Origin of the sequence: Dokdonella sp., assembly GCF_036518555.1 — a bacterium.
Lineage (GTDB): Bacteria > Pseudomonadota > Gammaproteobacteria > Xanthomonadales > Rhodanobacteraceae > Dokdonella_A.
Genome location: NZ_DATDMY010000170.1, coordinates 1 through 16,012 on the forward strand (window position 1 = coordinate 1; position 16,012 = coordinate 16,012).

A 16,012-nucleotide genomic window follows, 5' to 3' on the forward strand; every position below is an offset into this window, starting at 1 on the left:
CTGGCGCGAGATGACCGCGCGGTTGGTCGGATGATCGTCGACGAGCAGGATCAAACGCCCGGTGCGCTCGGCCTCGTCGATGCTCGGCGCGGCCCGCGCGGGCACGCTCGCGCTGCGAGCGGCGCGTTCGACCGCGGTCGGGTCGGCGAGCGGCAGCTGCACGACGAGGCTCATGGTCGTGCCGACGCCGAGGCGGCTCTCGAGCACGATCTCGCCACCCATCAGTTCCGCGAGGTGGCGGCAGATCGCGAGGCCGAGACCGCTGCCGTCCGCGCGCTGCGCACCGCCGTCGCGCGCCTGCACGAACGGCTGGAACAGGTGCGCCTGGTCTTCGGGCCCGATGCCGATGCCGGTGTCGCGCACGCGCAGCGCCACGAGTTCGCGCCGGTCGGCCGCGGCGAGGCGATCGAGCGACACGACGACGCTGCCGCGTTCGGTGAACTTCAACGCGTTGGAAAGGAAGTTGCTGAGGATCTGGCGCAGCCGGAGCGGGTCGGCAATGTGCGCGGGCGCGAGGCGCGCATCGACCGCCCACTCGAGGCGCAGGCCCTTCGCCGACGCGGTGGCGAGGAAGTTGCCGGTCGATGCGCGCACGAGTTCGCGCAGGTCGACCGCGACCGGCAGGAGTTCGAGGCGGCCGGCTTCGATCTTCGAGAAGTCGAGGATGTCCCCGATGATCTGCAGCAGGCTCTGTGCCGAGCCTTGCACGATCTCGACCTGCTGGCGCTGGTCGGCGTCGAGGTCGGTGCGGGCAAGCAGCTCGAGCATGCTCGCGACGCCGACCATCGGGGTGCGGATCTCATGGCTCATCGAGGCGAGGAACGAGGATTTGGCGCGACTCGCGGCGAGTGCGCGCGCTTCGCTGTCGCGCAGGCTGTCCTCGTAGCGGAGCAGGTCCTGGCGCATCGTCGACAGCGCTTCGTGCACCTCGCCGAGTTCGCCGTCGGGCACGTAGCCGGCCGGCTGGAAGTCGCGTTCGCGTGCGTGGCGGGCCAGATGCTTGAGGCTCTCGACGCCCTTGTAGACGTTGCGCAGCATGCTGCGCCCGACCACGAGCACGATCGCGAGCGTGATGAGGCTGAGGATCACGCGCCAGCGGCCGACGCGCCGCGCGGTATCGAGATGCGCGCCGATGACCCGTTCGGTGTCGAACATCTTGAGATCGGCAAGGAATTTCAGCCGCGATGCGACGGGATCCATCGCCGGGTACAGCTCCGTGTCGGCGAAGCGCCCGAGCGCATCGATGTCGGCCGCGCGGAAGATGCCGAGCAGCTTCTCCGTCGCGCGGTCCGCGCTCACGCGCGCGCGCGCGACCTCGTCGACGACCGCGCGCTGTTCCGGCGGCAGGTCCGAGGCGACGAGCTGCTTCCAGTCGCGCTCGACCGCCCGACGCGCGGCCTCGACGACTTCGATGCCCTGCTCCCAACCCATGAGATTGTTGCGCACTCGGAACACCGCGCTGACGATGTCGAGTCCGTAGGCGTCGGAGATCGACTTCGCCAGACGCAGCCCCGCGAGCGACTGCCGCTGTACGCTCTGGAACGTCGCGACGTCGGCGCGCTGGTTGATTTCGTCGAGTACGAGCACGGTCAGCCCGGTCAACAGCAGCAGGCCGAACAGCGCCTGCAGCTGCACGCGGATGCGGATGCGGTGGTACAGCGGCATCATCGCGGCGGCACGGCCTCCGGCTGGTGCCAGTCTCGGATCGCGCCGGGCAGCGCGCGGCCCGGCACCGCGGCGCTGACGAGAAACCCCTGCACCTGCTGGCATCCGAGTTCGGCGAGCATCTGCCACTCCTCGAGCGTTTCGACGCCTTCGGCGACGACGGTCAGGTGCAGCTTGCGCGCGAGATCGAGGCTCGCCTCGACCACCGCGCGCTTGCGCGGCTGGGTCGGCGCGCCGCTGACGAAGCCGCGGTCGATCTTGAGCTCGGTGAACGGGATCTGCGACAGCTGAGCGAGCGACGAGTAGCCGGTCCCGAAGTCGTCGATCGCGAGCCCGAAGCCCTTGAGCCGGAGGCGCGCGAGCACGTTGAGCACGTGCGCAGCCTCGCTCATGACCGAGCTTTCGGTGACCTCGATGACGAGGTCGCGCGGACGTACGCCGTGGTCGGCCACGATCTGCTGGTAGCGGTCGGCGGTCGCGACGTCGGCGAGGTTGAGCATCGACACGTTCACCGACAGGCCGAGCTCGAGGCCGTCGTCGGCCCAGCGCCTGCGCCAGCGGCAACTCTGTTCGAGCATGCGCTCGGTGAGCTCGCCGATCATGCCGCTGCGCTCGAGCAGCGGGATGAAGCGCGCGGGGCCGATCATGCGACCTTCGTGCGGCCAGCGCGCAAGGGCCTCGACGCCGATGACGTTGCCCGTGCTGATCGCGACCTTCGGCTGGAACCATGCCTCGAATTCGCCGGCGTCGAGCGCGCGACGCAGCACGTCCGGGCCGATTTCGACGTGCGGCTCGGCCTCGGGCGTCACTTCCTCGTCGTGGAAGCGACCGAGCACTTCGGCGAGCTTGAACGTCGTCAGCGGCTTCTCGACGACGCCGAGCACGCGCAGCCCGTATGCGCGCGCCATCCCCTGCACCGTGTTGAGGAGCGCGGGATCGAGCGCGCTCGTGAGCGCGATCGCGCCGGCGCGCCGATGCGAAGCGACGTGGCCGATGAATTCGATGCCGTCCATTTCAGGCAGGTCGAGATCGACGAGCACGACGTCGGCCGGCGCCAGCTCCAGCGCAGCGAGCGCCGCGCGGCCGTCGGCGGCGGCAGCGACGCGTTGCAATCCGAGTTCCTCGAGCAGGCGAAGCGCGACGCGGCGCTGGAAACCGTGATCCTCGACGACCAGCACCGACAAATCCGACAAGCGCATCGTCCGGCCCTCCCCCCGAGCACTCAGACTAGCGCAAAGCGCGGGAAATGCAGAACGCGCGAGCGTGGCGCGCCCGGGCACGCCGCCGGCGGCGTGACGCCGGCCTCAGCGCCCCGGCGCGTGGCCGAACAGGATGCGGCGTGCCTCTTCGCCGAGCGGCTGGTCGGAGGGCGGATTGACGTCGACCCCGCGCGCGTACGCGCGCTGCGTCGCCGGACGTGCGGCGATCGCGGCGTGCCAACGACGGATTTCGGGGTAGCCGGAGAGGTCGATCGGCGCCTTGGCGTAGGGGCTGATCCACGGATAGCACGCGATGTCGGCGATCGTGTAGTCGTCGCCCGCGATGAAGTCGCGCCCCACGAGGCGACGCTCGAGCACGCCGAGCAGGCGATGCGCCTCCTTCGTGTAGCGTTCGATCGCGTACGGCAGCGGTTCTGGCGCATAGACGCGGAAGTGGCCGTACTGGCCGGTCATCGGCCCGAGGCCGGCCATCTGCCAGAACAGCCATTGCAGCACGGTTTCCCGACCGCGCAGGTCGGTCGGGATCAATCGACCGGTCTTCTCGGCGAGATACAGCAGGATCGCGCCCGACTCGAACAGGCTCAGCGGCGCACCGCCGTCGGCCGGGGCGTGATCGACGATCGCCGGCATGCGGTTGTTCGGCGAGATCGCGAGATAGTCCGGCCGGAACTGCTCTCCCGCGCCGATGTTCACGGGTCTGATCGTGTAGTCGAGACCGCATTCTTCCAGGTACATCGTGATCTTGTGGCCGTTGGGCGTCGGCCAGTAGTGCAGGTCGATCATGGGATCGTCTCCTCGAGCGTCCTCGACGTGGTAGGGCCGCGCGTGCGGGTTCTCAATGCGGCCCGCGTGGGACTGTGCATCCCGCACCGCGAGCACTTCGTCGGGATCGCGCCGCGCCGGTGCTCGGCCGCCCGCGTGCGCGGCGGCCACGGCGTCATTTGCCGATGCAGAACGACGAGAAGATCTCGCCGAGCAGGTCGTCGGCGCTGACTTCGCCCGTGATCTCGCCGAGCGCGTGCTGCGCGCGGCGCAGATCTTCGGCCGCGAGTTCGCCGGCATGGTGCCCGGCGAGTGCTGCGACAGCCGCGTCGATGCGTGCGCTCGCGCGTTCGAGCGCGGCGACGTGGCGCGTGCGCGCGGTGAACGCGCCGGCGCCGGAATCTTCCGCGCCCGCATGACGGCGGAGCTCGGCGACGAGTCCGTCGAGGCCTTCGCGCGATCGCGCCGACAACCACAGGTGCGCGACGCCGTCGCGCTGCTCGCGGCGGGCGCGTGCGCCGGCGACGTCGATCTTGTTGTGCACGACGATGCGCGCGGCGCTCGCTGGGACCGACTGAAGCAGGCCGAGGTCGAATTCGGCGTGTTCGTCGTCGCTGACGAGGACGGCGACGTCGGCGCGTTCGAGTTCGCCGCGCGCGCGGCGGATACCTTCGCGCTCGACGACGTCGGCGGCTTCGCGCAGGCCCGCGGTATCGACGAGGGTGAGGGCGACGCCGTCGAGGTCGATCGTTTCCCGCAGCACGTCGCGCGTGGTTCCGGCGACGTCCGTCACGATCGCGCGCTCGCTCGCGGCGAGCGCATTGAGCAGGCTCGACTTGCCGACGTTCGGCCGCCCGACGATGACGACGTGCAGGCCGTCGGCGAGGCGCACCCCGCGTCGCGTCGCGGCGAGGAGATCCAGCATGCCGGCGCGCGTCGCGGCGACTGCGTCGGCGAGTTCGGGCGCGGCGAGGAAGTCGATGTCCTCCTCGGGGAAGTCGATCGCCGCCTCGATCCATACGCGCAGGCGCACGACGCGCTCGGTGAGCGCGCGCACGCGCTCGGAGAATTCACCGTCGAGGCTGCGCTGGGCGGCGCGCGCGGCGGCTTCCGAGCCGCTCGCGATGAGGTCGGCGACGGCTTCGGCCTGGGCCAGGTCGATGCGCCCGTTGAGGAACGCGCGCTCGGAGAACTCGCCCGCGCGTGCGTGGCGCGCGCCCAGTTCGACCATGCGTGCGGGCAGCATGCGCAGCACGACCGGGCTGCCGTGCACCTGCAGTTCGAGCACGTCTTCGCCGGTGTACGAGCGCGGCGCGGGAAACCACAGCAACAGGCCGCGGTCGATGACACGACCGTCGCCGGCGCGGAAGGCGGCGTAGTGGGCGTGGCGTGGGCGGGGCGCGCGTCCGAGCATCGTTCGGGCGATCGAGCCCGCGCGATCGCCGGACACTCGCAGCACGCCGATACCCCCCGCCCCTGGCGCGCTCGCCACGGCAGCGATGGTGTCGGCATGCGCGTTCATCGCATCAGGCCGCGGCGGCCTTCTCGCCGGCGTCGATGCGACGCGTGATGATCCACTGCTGCAGCAGGCCGAGGCCGCCGTTGACCGTGTAGTACAGCACGAGGCCGGCCGGGAAGAACGCGAACAGGACCGAGAACACGACCGGCATGATCTTCATCATCTTCGCCTGGGTCGGATCCATTCCCGCGCTCGGCGTGAGCATCGACGTCGCGACCATGACGAGGCCGTTGAGCACGGGCAGGACGTAGTAGGGGTCGGGCGCGGTGAGGTTCTGGATCCAGCCGATGAACGGCGCCTGGCGCAGCTCGACGCTCTCGAGCAGCACCCAGTAGAGCGCGAAGAACACCGGAATCTGCACCAGCATGGGCAGGCATCCCGCGAGCGGGTTCACCTTTTCCTTCTGGTACAACTCCATCATCGCCATGTTCATCTTCTGGCGATCGTCGCCGTAGCGCTCCTTCAGCGCCTGCATGCGCGGCTGCAGCTTGCGCATCTTCGCGCCGGAACGGTACTGCGTTTCGCTGAGCTTGAAGAACAGTGCCTTGATGAGCAGCACGAGCAGGATGATCGCGAAGCCCCAGTTGCCGGTGAGCTTGTGCAGTTGCGCGAGCAGCCAGTGCAGCGGTTCGGCGATCACGGTGAACATGCCGTAGTCGACCGTGAGGCTAAGGCCCGGCGCGATCTGGTCGAGCGTGCTCTGCAGTTTCGGGCCGACGTAGAGGCGCGCCGCATCGGTGTAGGTCGCGCCCGGCGCGACGTTGATCGCGGGCGACTGCGTGCGGATGAGGTAACGGTTGGCCACGCTGCCGTCGGCGGCGCGCGCGACGTAGGTCTTGGTCGAATACTGGTCGATCTCGCCCTGCGCGGGAATCCACGCCGCGAAGAAGTAATGCTGGAGCATCGCCGCCCAGCCGTCCGCGATCGGCTTGTCGAGCGGTTCCTTCGCGAACTGGTCGAACTTGAGCTTCTGGAACTTGTCGGTCGGGCTGTACCACGCGGCTCCGACGAAGCTGTACCGCTCGATGTTGCTGTAGCCCTTGATGCCGCTGGTGTCGATGACCGGGGGCACGCGCTGGAGCTGGCGGTACGCGTTGCCGGTCCAGGCCGCGCTGCTGCCGTTGCTGATTTCCTGGCGTTGCTCGACGACGTAACTGCCGCGCTTGAAGACGAACACCTTGCGCACCGCTACGCCGCTGGCATCGTTCCACGTCAGCGGCACTTCGATCGTGTCGCTGCCGTCGGCGAGGGCATAGGCGTACTTCTCGGCCGTGTACGGTGCCTGGTGATCGGGCGCGGCGCCGCCCGCGCTGACGAGGCCGCTCTGCGCCTGGAAGAAGCGCGCGTCGCTGCCGTCGAGCAGGCGCATGGGATGCTGGTAGTCCTTCGGTTGCAGCGGATACGCGAGCAGGTCCGCGACGACGACGTTGCCGCCGCGCGTGTCGATCTCGACGTGCAGCACGTCGGTGTCGACGATCACGTGCTGGCCTGATCGGGTCGACGCGGATTCCGCGGTGGTCGTGGGCGCCGGCACGGGGCTGGCGCCGCTGCTCGCGCTCGGCACGTCGGCGCCGCTCGGGACGGTCGCCGGCGGTGCCGTCGGCGTTGCGGTCGATGCGGTCGACGCGGAAGTGCCCGCGACGGCAGGCGACTTGCCGTAGTCCTCCTGCCACTGCATCCACAGCAGGTAACCGATGAACAACAGGGCGATCAGCAGGAAATTGCGCGGACTCGTCATAGGGGAATCGGTTCTGCGGGAGCGGGCGTGGTCGGGCGGCCGGCATGGGCGTCGAGCGCTGCCGCCGCGCTGCCCGGGACTGGGGGATCGAATGGGCGCGCGGGAAGCGCCGCGCTGGTCAGTCGCGCATTGTGCCGGCCGCATCCGCGTCGTTCAACGCCGCGATGCGGCGCCAGAGGCGCTCGAATTCGGCGTGGAGACCCGGATTGTCCTCGTGGTCCGCGCTCGAGCGCGCGATGACGAGGATGTCGAGTGCGGGCAGCAGGTCGCGATGACGGCGAAAGCTGTCCCGTGCAATGCGCTTGATGCGGTTGCGATGCACCGCGCTCTTGGAGACGCGGCGGGAGACGGCGAGGCCCAGGCGCACGGAACCCGTGGCGCTCGGCGCGACCTCGGCCGTGAGGTGACGGGTGCCGACGCGCCGACTCGTCGTGCGAAGGCGGGCGAAGTCGCGAGGGGTCAGCAGGCGCGCCGCGCGCGGGAAGGTTGCGGGCGCCATCCGGAAATTCGCTGCCGGCGTCAGACCGCCAGGCGCTTGCGGCCCTTGGCGCGACGCGCGTTGATGACCTTGCGGCCACCGCGGGTCTTCATGCGCGCACGGAAACCGTGGTCGCGGACGCGCTTGAGATTGCTCGGCTGGTAGGTGCGCTTGGTGGCCATAGCGATACGCCAACGTGTTGAAAGGAAAAGGGCGCGGATGGTAGGCGCCTGCTGCGGCCCGTGTCAAGGCGCGAGCAGGAGTGGGCGACGACGACGGCGGCGGCCCGGCGGCGGCGTGCTGCTAGACTTTCACCCCTTGCCCCCTTTGCCTCGCGAGCCGCCGTTCCGGTCGGCTCGCTGCCCGCACCCGGAAACGCACCCCGCAATGAGCGAACTTTGGCGCCGCTGTCTTTCCCGTCTCGAAGCGGACTTCAGCGTGGAAGATCTCCACACGTATCTCGCCCCCCTGCAGGTCACCGAGGAGGAGTCCGGCTTCACGCTCTGGGCGCCGAACGCGTACACGATGGAGACGGTGCGCGAGCGCTTCCTCGATCCGATCGTGGAAGTGCTCGAACACCTCTGCGACGGCCCGGTCGCGGTCGACGTGCAGGTCGGCGCGCGCGCTCCGGATCGTGGCGTCGGCAAGCAGCCTGGGCGGGCGCGGCCTGCACCGGAGCGATCGGCGCCCGACGCGAACCTCGATCCCAACTACACGTTCGAGAATTTCGTCGAGGGCAAGTCGAACCAGCTCGGCAAGGCGGCAGCGACCCAGGTCGCGATGAATCCAGGCCGGGCCTACAACCCGCTGCTGCTGTACGGAGGCACCGGGCTCGGCAAGACGCATCTGATGCATGCCGCCGGCAACCTCATGCGATCGAACAAGCCCGGCGTGAAGATCCTCTACCTGCGCTCGGAACAGTTCGTGAGCGGGATGGTGCGCGCGTTGCAGCAGAAGGGCATGGACGATTTCAAGCGACGCTTCCGTTCGGTCGACGCGCTGCTCATCGACGACATCCAGTTCTTCGCCGGCAAGAACACGACGCAGGAAGAGTTCTTCCATACGTTCAACGCCCTGTTCGAAGGCAAGCAGCAGATCATCCTCACCTGCGACCGCTATCCGAAGGAAGTCGACAATCTGGAGCCGCGCCTGAAGTCGCGGCTCGGCTGGGGACTGTCGGTCGCGATCGAGCCGCCCGACTTCGAGACGCGCGCCGCAATCGTGCTCGCCAAGGCGCAGGCGAAGGGCGTGGAGTTGCCCGAGGACGTCGCGACGTTGATGGCGAAACGCATGCGGTCGAACGTTCGTGACCTCGAAGGCGCGCTCAACACACTGGTCGCTCGCGCGAACTTCGAAGGACGCCGCATCAGCAGCGAATTCGCCCAGGAAACCCTGCGCGACCTGCTGACCGTGCATGCACAGGCGATCACGATCCCCAACATCCAGAAGACCGTGGCAGACTACTATCAGTTGCGCCTCGCGGACCTGCTGTCGAAGAAGCGCAGCCGGTCCATCGCGCGTCCGCGGCAGATGGCCATGGGGCTTGCGAAGGAACTCACCGAGCACAGCCTGCCGGAGATCGGCGACGCGTTCGGCGGTCGCGACCATACGACGGTGCTGCACGCGTGCCGCACGATCCGCGACCTGCGCGAGACCGACGGGAAACTGAGGCAGGATTGGGAAAAGCTCGTCCGTACCCTGACGGAGTGAGGAAAAAGCGGGAGAACCTGTGGAGAAGCTGTGCCGGGAAGTGGGCACGAAATATTATCCACAGTTGACCCACAGGTGCGGGAGATGCTTTTCCCGCGCTCGCAAGCGGCGTAAGCGCATGATTTAAAAGGCATTATGCCGCCCGATGGCGTTATGCACACGACCAGCTACCACCAACGCTCCACATAAAAGAACCTAAGACAGGAACGGTAGACCATGCGATTCAGCATCCAGCGCGAAGCGCTCTTGAAGCGGCTGCAACACGTTGTTGGCGTCGTGGAGCGGAGGCAGACGCTGCCGGTGCTGGCGAATCTGCTCGTGGTCGTCGATTCGGCGGGCGTGGCCTTCACGGGCACCGACCTCGAAGTCGAAATGGTGGCGCGTACTTCCGCGGACGATCTCGAAGCGGGCGAGGTGACGGTGCCTGCTCGGAAGCTGTTCGATATCTGCCGCGCGTTGCCGGACGGTTGCCGAATCAAGTTCGAACAGAACGGGGAGCGTGTGACCGTGAGTGCGGGGCGCAGTCGCTTCACGCTCGCGACGTTGCCTGCGACGGAGTTCCCGACGGTCGACACGATCGAACTAGTCGAGCGCGTTGCGCTGCCGGAGGCGACGCTCAAGGAACTGATGGACCGAACCGGTTTCGCGATGGCGCATCAGGACGTCCGTTACTACCTCAACGGCATGCTGCTCGATCTGCGCGAGCAGGCGCTGCGCTGCGTCGCGACGGATGGGCACCGCCTCGCGATGGCCGAGGCGAAGCTGGAAACGAAGGTGGGTTCGCCGCGGCAGGTGATCGTGCCGCGCAAGGGCGTCAATGAGCTCCAGGGTCTGTTCGAGTCGGGAGACGGGATCGTCGAACTCGAGTTCGCGCGGAACCATTTGCGTGTGCGGCGTGGGGATGTCACGTTCACCTCGAAGCTCATCGATGGCCGTTTCCCCGACTACGAGGCGGTCATTCCGATCGGCGCGGACAAGGAAGTTCGGTTGCAGCGCGACGAGATGCGGGCGGCACTCCAGCGGGCCGCGATTCTGTCGAACGAGAAGTACCGGGGCGTGAAGATCGAAGTGGCGCCGAATCGCGTTCGGGTCGTGGCGCACAACCCCGAGCAGGAAGAGGCTGTCGAGGAAGTCGAGGCGCGAACCGGCGTTTCGGACCTCAGCGTTGGCTTCAATGTGAATTACCTGCTCGACGCACTCGGTGCGATCAGCAGCGACGAGGTGCTGCTGTGCCTGCGCGACGGTCAGTCCAGCTGCCTCGTGCGCAAGCCGGATTCGGAAGACACGCGCCACGTGATCATGCCGCTGCGCCTTTGATCGAAGGCTTCGATCGCGGCTCAGCCGGGTTTGGGCGACGGGCGCCCGGGCGATGAACGTGCGCGAGCTTCGCGTCACGGACCTGCGCGTTCTGGCCGACGTGGTGGTTGCGCCGACGCCGGGTTGGAATGTGCTGATCGGGCCCAACGGGGCAGGCAAGACCTCGCTGCTCGAGGCGGCGTACCTTCTTTCGCATGGACGCAGCTTCCGTAGCACGGTGCGCGAGGCGCTCGTGCGTGAGGGCTGTCGGGGCTATTCGGTGTTTGGCGAAATCGAGCGCGGCGCACAGCGCTTGCGCGTGGGACTCGCTCGCTCGGGGCGGGGCGTTGAGTCGCGCATCGACGGTGCCTTGGTCCCGCTTGGCGAGCTTCTCCGGCAGATTGCGGTGGTTTGCTTCGAACCCGGATCCCACGAGCTCATCGCAGGGCCATCCGACGAGCGTCGGCGCTTTCTCGACTGGGGCGTGTTCCACGTGGAACACGCGTTCCTGCCGACATGGCGGCGTTACCAGCGGGTCCTGAAGCAGCGGAACGTGTTGCTGCGGCGCCTCGCGGGCCCTGACGAACTCGATCCCTGGAACCGCGAACTCGCTCGAGCGGCAGAACCGCTGGCGCTCATGCGTCGCGCCTACTTCGACGCCATCGTCCCTTACGTCCGGCCGCTGCTCGCGTCCTTGCTTCCAGAACTCGGCGAGCCCGCCATCGAGTTCGATCCCGGCTACGACGATTCGACGCCACTCGAGCAGGTCTTGCATGAGCGCTTCGCTCGTGACCTCGCGCGGGGCAGCACCGGACGCGGGCCACACCGAGCGGATTGGTCGATCGCATTCGCCGCAGCCAGGCGCAGGGACCATCTTTCACGCGGCCAGCAGAAGCTCAGCGCCTTTGCGTTCGTCCTGGCGCAGGCGCAGCTCTATGCCGATCGCGCAGGAGAATGGCCGATCATCTGCCTGGACGATCTGGCGTCGGAAATCGATGCTCAGCACCAACGTCGCGTGCTGCGCGAGGTGGCCGCGAGCGGCGCACAGGTGTTCCTGACCGGAACGGAGGTGCCTACGGCGCTTGTCGACACGGTGCCGGATGCTGCGATGTTCCACGTGGAACACGGTCAGGTGGCGCGGGTACGCTAGCCCGGACTGCTATACTTCATGGATCGAAATACCAGCCTGGCTTGCTTCGGCTCGCCGGCATCGCCGCGTCCGGAGAGCCAATGACCGACCAATACGATTCCAGCAAGATCAAGGTCTTGAAGGGCCTCGAGGCCGTACGCAAGCGGCCCGGCATGTATATCGGCGACACCGACGACGGTACCGGCTTGCATCACATGGTGTTCGAGGTCGTCGACAACTCAATCGACGAGGCCCTCGCCGGCTTCTGCGACCACGTCGTCGTCACGATCCACGCCGATGGCTCGGTCAGCGTCACCGACAACGGCCGCGGTATCCCCGTGGATATGCAGCCGGAGGAGGGACGCTCCGCGGCGGAAGTCGTCATGACCGTGCTGCACGCGGGCGGAAAGTTCGACGACAACAGTTACAAGGTCTCCGGCGGCCTGCATGGCGTTGGCGTCTCGGTCGTCAACGCACTGTCCGATCACCTGTGGCTGACGATCTGCCGTGACGGCCACGAACACCAGCAGGAGTACGCGCTCGGAGAGCCGCTGTATCCGCTCAAGGTCGTCGGCCCCTCGGCCAAGCGGGGCACGACGGTTCGGTTCCACCCGAGCCCGGCCACCTTCTCGACGATCGAGTTCCACTACGACATCCTCGCGAGGCGCTTGCGGGAGCTTTCGTTCCTCAATTCCGGCGTACGGATCGAGCTCATCGACGAGCGGACGGACAAGCGCGACGTCTTCGAATACGAGGGAGGTATCCGCTCCTTCGTCGAGCACCTCGCCCAGCTCAAGACACCGCTGCACCCGCAGGTCGTCAGCTTCAGCGCCCAGCACGAAGGCACGACGGTCGATGTCGCGATGCAATGGACCGACGCGTACCAGGAAACCGTGTTCTGCTTCACCAACAACATTCCCCAGCGTGACGGCGGCACCCATCTGGCCGGCTTCCGCGCCGCGCTCACTCGCACGCTTTCGAACTACATCGAGACCGCAGGCCTGCAGAAGACCGCGAAAGTGGCACTGTCGGGCGACGACATGCGCGAAGGCCTGATCGCGGTGCTGTCGGTCAAGGTGCCCGATCCGAAGTTCTCGTCGCAGACGAAGGACAAACTCGTCTCCAGCGAAGTGAAGGGCGTCGTCGAGTCGATCGTCAACCAGAAGCTCGAGGAGTTCCTGCTCGAGAATCCCCATGAAGCGAGAGCCATCGCGGCGAAGGTCGTCGACGCCGCGCGCGCGCGAAGCCGCCCGCAAGGCACGCGAGATGACGCGCCGCAAGGGCGCCCTCGATATCGCCGGTCTTCCCGGCAAGCTCGCCGACTGCCAGGAGAAGGATCCGGCGCTGTCCGAACTCTTCATCGTCGAGGGCGATTCGGCCGGCGGATCGGCCAAGCAGGGCAGGAACCGCAAGAACCAGGCGATCCTGCCGCTCAAGGGCAAGATCCTCAACGTCGAGCGAGCGCGGTTCGACCGCATGTTGGGTTCGGCCGAAGTCGGCACTTTGATCACGGCGCTCGGAACCGGCATCGGCAAGGACGAATTCAATGCCGACAAGCTGCGCTACCACCGCATCATCATCATGACCGACGCCGACGTCGACGGTTCGCACATTCGAACGCTGCTGCTGACATTCTTCTATCGGCAGATGCCTGCGCTGATCGAGCGCGGCCACGTCTACATCGGCCTGCCGCCGCTGTACAAGCTCAAGCAGGGCAAGCAGGAGCTGTATCTCAAGGACGATGCGGCGCTGAACGGCTATCTCATCTCGAACGCGGTCGATGGCGCCGAACTCGCCTACAGTGCCGACGCGCCGCCCGTGAGCGGGGCGGGTCTCGAAAAGCTCATGGGCGTCCATCGAGCCGCACTCGACCAGATCGAGCGCCTCTCCTTCCGCTTCGACGCCGCCTTCCTGCGCGCGCTCGTCGACGCACCGTTCGCGCTCGAAAGCTGGAACGATCCGATGGCCGTGCAAACGTGGATCGAGCGCCTCACGGCTGCGCTGTCGAAGTCGGGCCTTGGCCTGCCGCGCTATGCGCTGCGCGTGCAGCCTGCGACGGCGGACCAGGGCGCGGGTCTGGTGGTCGAGCGCGACCAGCACGGGCTGCGCCATACCCAGGTCCTGCCCGCGACATTCCTCGCAGCGGCCGAATTCCGGCCCATCGTCGAAGCGGCCAGCCAGCTCGGCGGATTGATCCAGCCCGGCGCGCAGGTTCGCCGCGGCGGCAAGAGCCAGGCTGTGACGGATTTCGGCGAGGCATATACGTGGCTCATGGAGGAGGCCAAGCGCGGCCGCACGATCCAGCGCTTCAAGGGCCTGGGCGAGATGAATCCCGAGCAGCTGTGGGACACCACGGTCAATCCCGACACGCGGCGCCTGCTGCAGGTCAGCATCGAAGACGCCGTCGCGGCCGACCAGATTTTCTCGACGCTCATGGGAGACGTGGTCGAACCGCGGCGCGAATTCATCGAGCAGAACGCACTGCGCGTTGCGAACCTCGACGTCTGAGGGTCGTCGCGCAGCCGCGACGCACGGCTCGGATGCTGCGCAGCAACATGTGAAGTCGTGTATGCGCGCTTGTGCGGTTCGCGCGCACAGGGGTACCCTCTGCGCCCCGTTTTTCGTCGTCACCGTTGGACGACGTCCTTCGTATGTTCAGGAGTGAATCGTCATGAAGCTCTCGAAATGGGTCATCGTCGCGATCTGCAGCGCCGCCATCGCCTGCAGCACGATCGCGTTCGCCAAGGACAAGAAGGACGAGAACAAGTACCCGAATGCGACGCGGCAGGAGCCGAAGGTCAGCATGTCGTCGGGCGACCAGCGCGCGCTCAACAAGGCGGCCAACCTCGTCAACGAGAACAAGCCCGACGAGGCGCTTCCGCTGATCCAGAAGGTCATCGACAACGGCAGTGCCAGCAAGTACGCGCAGGCGTTCGCGCATCAGCTGCTCGCACAGATCTACTGGGATCAGGAAAAGGGCGCGCAGTCGATCGATGAGTACAAGAAGGCGATCGCGTTCGACGCGCTGCCGAACGACGGCCAGTTCCAGCTCGTCTTCGCACTCGCACAGACGCAGATCCAGGAAGAGAAGTACCAGGACGCGCTCGCGACGCTCGCCGAATGGGAGAAGCTGACCGGCGCGCAGACCGCCGACGAGCTCGCGCTCAAGGTGAACGCGTACTACCGCGTCGACCAGTTCCAGCCCGCGGTCGATGCGATGAAGAAGGCGATGTCGATGACCGACAAGCCGAACGACAGCTGGACGCAGATCCTCATGGCGAGCTACTTCGAACTCAACCAGTTCGATCAGGCCGCGGAACTCATCAAGGCCCAACTCGCCAAGGACCCGAACAACAAGAAGCTCATCAACCAGCTCGCCACGGTCTACATCCAGGGCGACAAGGAGCAGATGGCGCTCGACCTCATGGCGAAGGCGAAGGCGCAAGGCCTGGTCACGACCAACGACGACTACGTCCAGCTCGCCAAGCTGTACGCGCAGGCCGACAAGCCGAAGGACGCCGCTGCGACGATGAAGGAAGGTTTCGCGAAGGGCGCGCTGCAGCCGACGTACGACAACTACAAGTTGCAGGGCGACGTCTGCACGCAGGCCGAGGACGACCCGTGCGCGATCGAGGGCTACGGCAAGGCTGCGCCGATGTCCAAGGACGGCAACGTCGACTACCAGCTCGGCTACCTCCTTTACTACTCGGGCAAGTCCAACGAAGCGGTCCAATCACTCGACAAGGCGATCTCGCGCGGCGGCTTGCGCCAGGAAGGCGAGGCCTACCTGCTGCGTGGCGACGCGAAGAACGACCTCGGCCAGGGCGCGGCCGCGACCGCCGACTGGCAGAAGGCAGCCGGCTATGCGAGCACGAAGACGATGGCGGAGCAGCGCCTCAAGGCGGCCAAGAGCGGCGTCAAGATCAACCGCGGCAAGAAGAAATGAAACCGCGTTCCGCGCACGCGCTGCAACCTGCGGTCGCGTGCGCGCAACGATAATGAGGAGCGCGAGCGTCGACCCCGGGAAGCCTGGTCGAACGTTGGAACCTCAGGCACCACCGAAGAACGTCACACAACTCCATAATCACGTGAAGGTCGACCGCCGCAACCGCTTGTCCTGAGGGCATCCGCTGTTGTACCGTGGCCAGCTCTCGCGCCTACGCCTCTTGGGGTCTTCATCGGGGCGAAGCGACGGCGTCGCCACGACGGCCGCACAGACACAATCTCGTTGGTCAATACTGATGGCAGATACCAATCAATCTGGCGGCGACTTCAGCTGGCGACGCGTCACGGCGTTTGCAAGTGCATTCGCTCTGCACGCGTTCGCGTTCGCGATGATGATGGCTCCGGTCGCACCGCCGCCGCCGAAGGACAAGACCATCGACAAGAAGGTGATGGTCGAGTTCATCGAACCGCCGCCGCCGCCGCCGCCGCCGCCGCCACCGCCGCCCGAGCCGCCGAAGAAGCCGCCGCCGAAGATCATCGAGAAGGTGCA

At 67.0% G+C, this 16,012-nt stretch carries 12 protein-coding genes and 1 pseudogene; 5 read left to right on the top strand and 8 right to left on the bottom strand.

Features of this window, described 5'->3' with window-relative positions; translation table 11 throughout:
* The 7 genes from VI238_RS09920 to rpmH all read right to left on the bottom strand — a co-directional run.
* Positions 1 to 1,668, bottom strand: a 1,668-nt coding sequence (locus VI238_RS09920) for a sensor histidine kinase (protein ID WP_331650887.1), incomplete at its 3' end; no start/stop codon positions are given.
* Positions 1,665 to 2,864, bottom strand: a complete 1,200-nt coding sequence (locus tag VI238_RS09925; protein WP_331650889.1) for an EAL domain-containing response regulator — start codon at positions 2,862 to 2,864, stop codon at positions 1,665 to 1,667. The genes VI238_RS09920 and VI238_RS09925, both read right to left, overlap by 4 nt.
* Positions 2,865 to 2,969: 105 nt before the next feature.
* Positions 2,970 to 3,668 (bottom strand): glutathione S-transferase C-terminal domain-containing protein, encoded by a 699-nt coding sequence (locus tag VI238_RS09930; RefSeq protein WP_331650891.1) that lies wholly within the window; start codon positions 3,666 to 3,668, stop codon positions 2,970 to 2,972.
* A gap of 154 nt (positions 3,669 to 3,822) precedes the next feature.
* Positions 3,823 to 5,169, bottom strand: a complete 1,347-nt coding sequence (gene mnmE / locus VI238_RS09935; RefSeq protein ID WP_331650893.1) for a tRNA uridine-5-carboxymethylaminomethyl(34) synthesis GTPase MnmE — start codon at positions 5,167 to 5,169, stop codon at positions 3,823 to 3,825.
* Between the two features lie 4 nt (positions 5,170 to 5,173).
* Complete coding sequence (gene yidC / locus VI238_RS09940; RefSeq protein ID WP_331650895.1) at positions 5,174 to 6,904, bottom strand: membrane protein insertase YidC; 1,731 nt, start codon at positions 6,902 to 6,904, stop codon at positions 5,174 to 5,176.
* A gap of 118 nt (positions 6,905 to 7,022) precedes the next feature.
* On the bottom strand, positions 7,023 to 7,403 hold the full coding sequence (gene rnpA / locus VI238_RS09945; protein WP_331650897.1) for a ribonuclease P protein component: 381 nt from the start codon (positions 7,401 to 7,403) through the stop codon (positions 7,023 to 7,025).
* A 20-nt stretch (positions 7,404 to 7,423) separates the two neighbouring features.
* Entirely contained in the window at positions 7,424 to 7,564 is a 141-nt protein-coding gene (gene rpmH, locus VI238_RS09950) for a 50S ribosomal protein L34 (protein WP_131993844.1), read from the bottom strand.
* Positions 7,565 to 7,769: 205 nt separating this feature from the next.
* On the opposite strand from rpmH, the gene dnaA reads away from it, so the two are divergent.
* From dnaA to VI238_RS09975, 5 genes and pseudogenes are all read left to right on the top strand, one after another.
* A complete protein-coding gene (gene dnaA, locus VI238_RS09955) occupies positions 7,770 to 9,092 on the top strand; it encodes a chromosomal replication initiator protein DnaA (protein ID WP_331650901.1) in 1,323 nt (440 codons plus the stop codon).
* Positions 9,093 to 9,308: 216 nt separating this feature from the next.
* Positions 9,309 to 10,409, top strand: coding sequence for a DNA polymerase III subunit beta (dnaN, locus tag VI238_RS09960; protein WP_331650903.1), 1,101 nt, complete (start codon positions 9,309 to 9,311; stop codon positions 10,407 to 10,409).
* A gap of 52 nt (positions 10,410 to 10,461) precedes the next feature.
* Entirely contained in the window at positions 10,462 to 11,538 is a 1,077-nt protein-coding gene (gene recF / locus VI238_RS09965) for a DNA replication/repair protein RecF (RefSeq protein ID WP_331650905.1), read from the top strand.
* Positions 11,539 to 11,618: 80 nt separating this feature from the next.
* Positions 11,619 to 14,025 (top strand): annotated as a pseudogene (gyrB, locus tag VI238_RS09970) (DNA topoisomerase (ATP-hydrolyzing) subunit B).
* Positions 14,026 to 14,188: 163 nt separating this feature from the next.
* Positions 14,189 to 15,463: a hypothetical protein gene (locus VI238_RS09975; RefSeq protein ID WP_331650907.1), complete on the top strand. Its 1,275-nt coding sequence runs from the start codon at positions 14,189 to 14,191 to the stop codon at positions 15,461 to 15,463.
* Between the two features lie 309 nt (positions 15,464 to 15,772).
* On the opposite strand, the gene VI238_RS09980 is transcribed toward VI238_RS09975, so the two are convergent.
* Positions 15,773 to 16,012, bottom strand: a 240-nt coding sequence (locus VI238_RS09980; RefSeq protein WP_331650909.1) for a hypothetical protein, incomplete at its 5' end; no start/stop codon positions are given.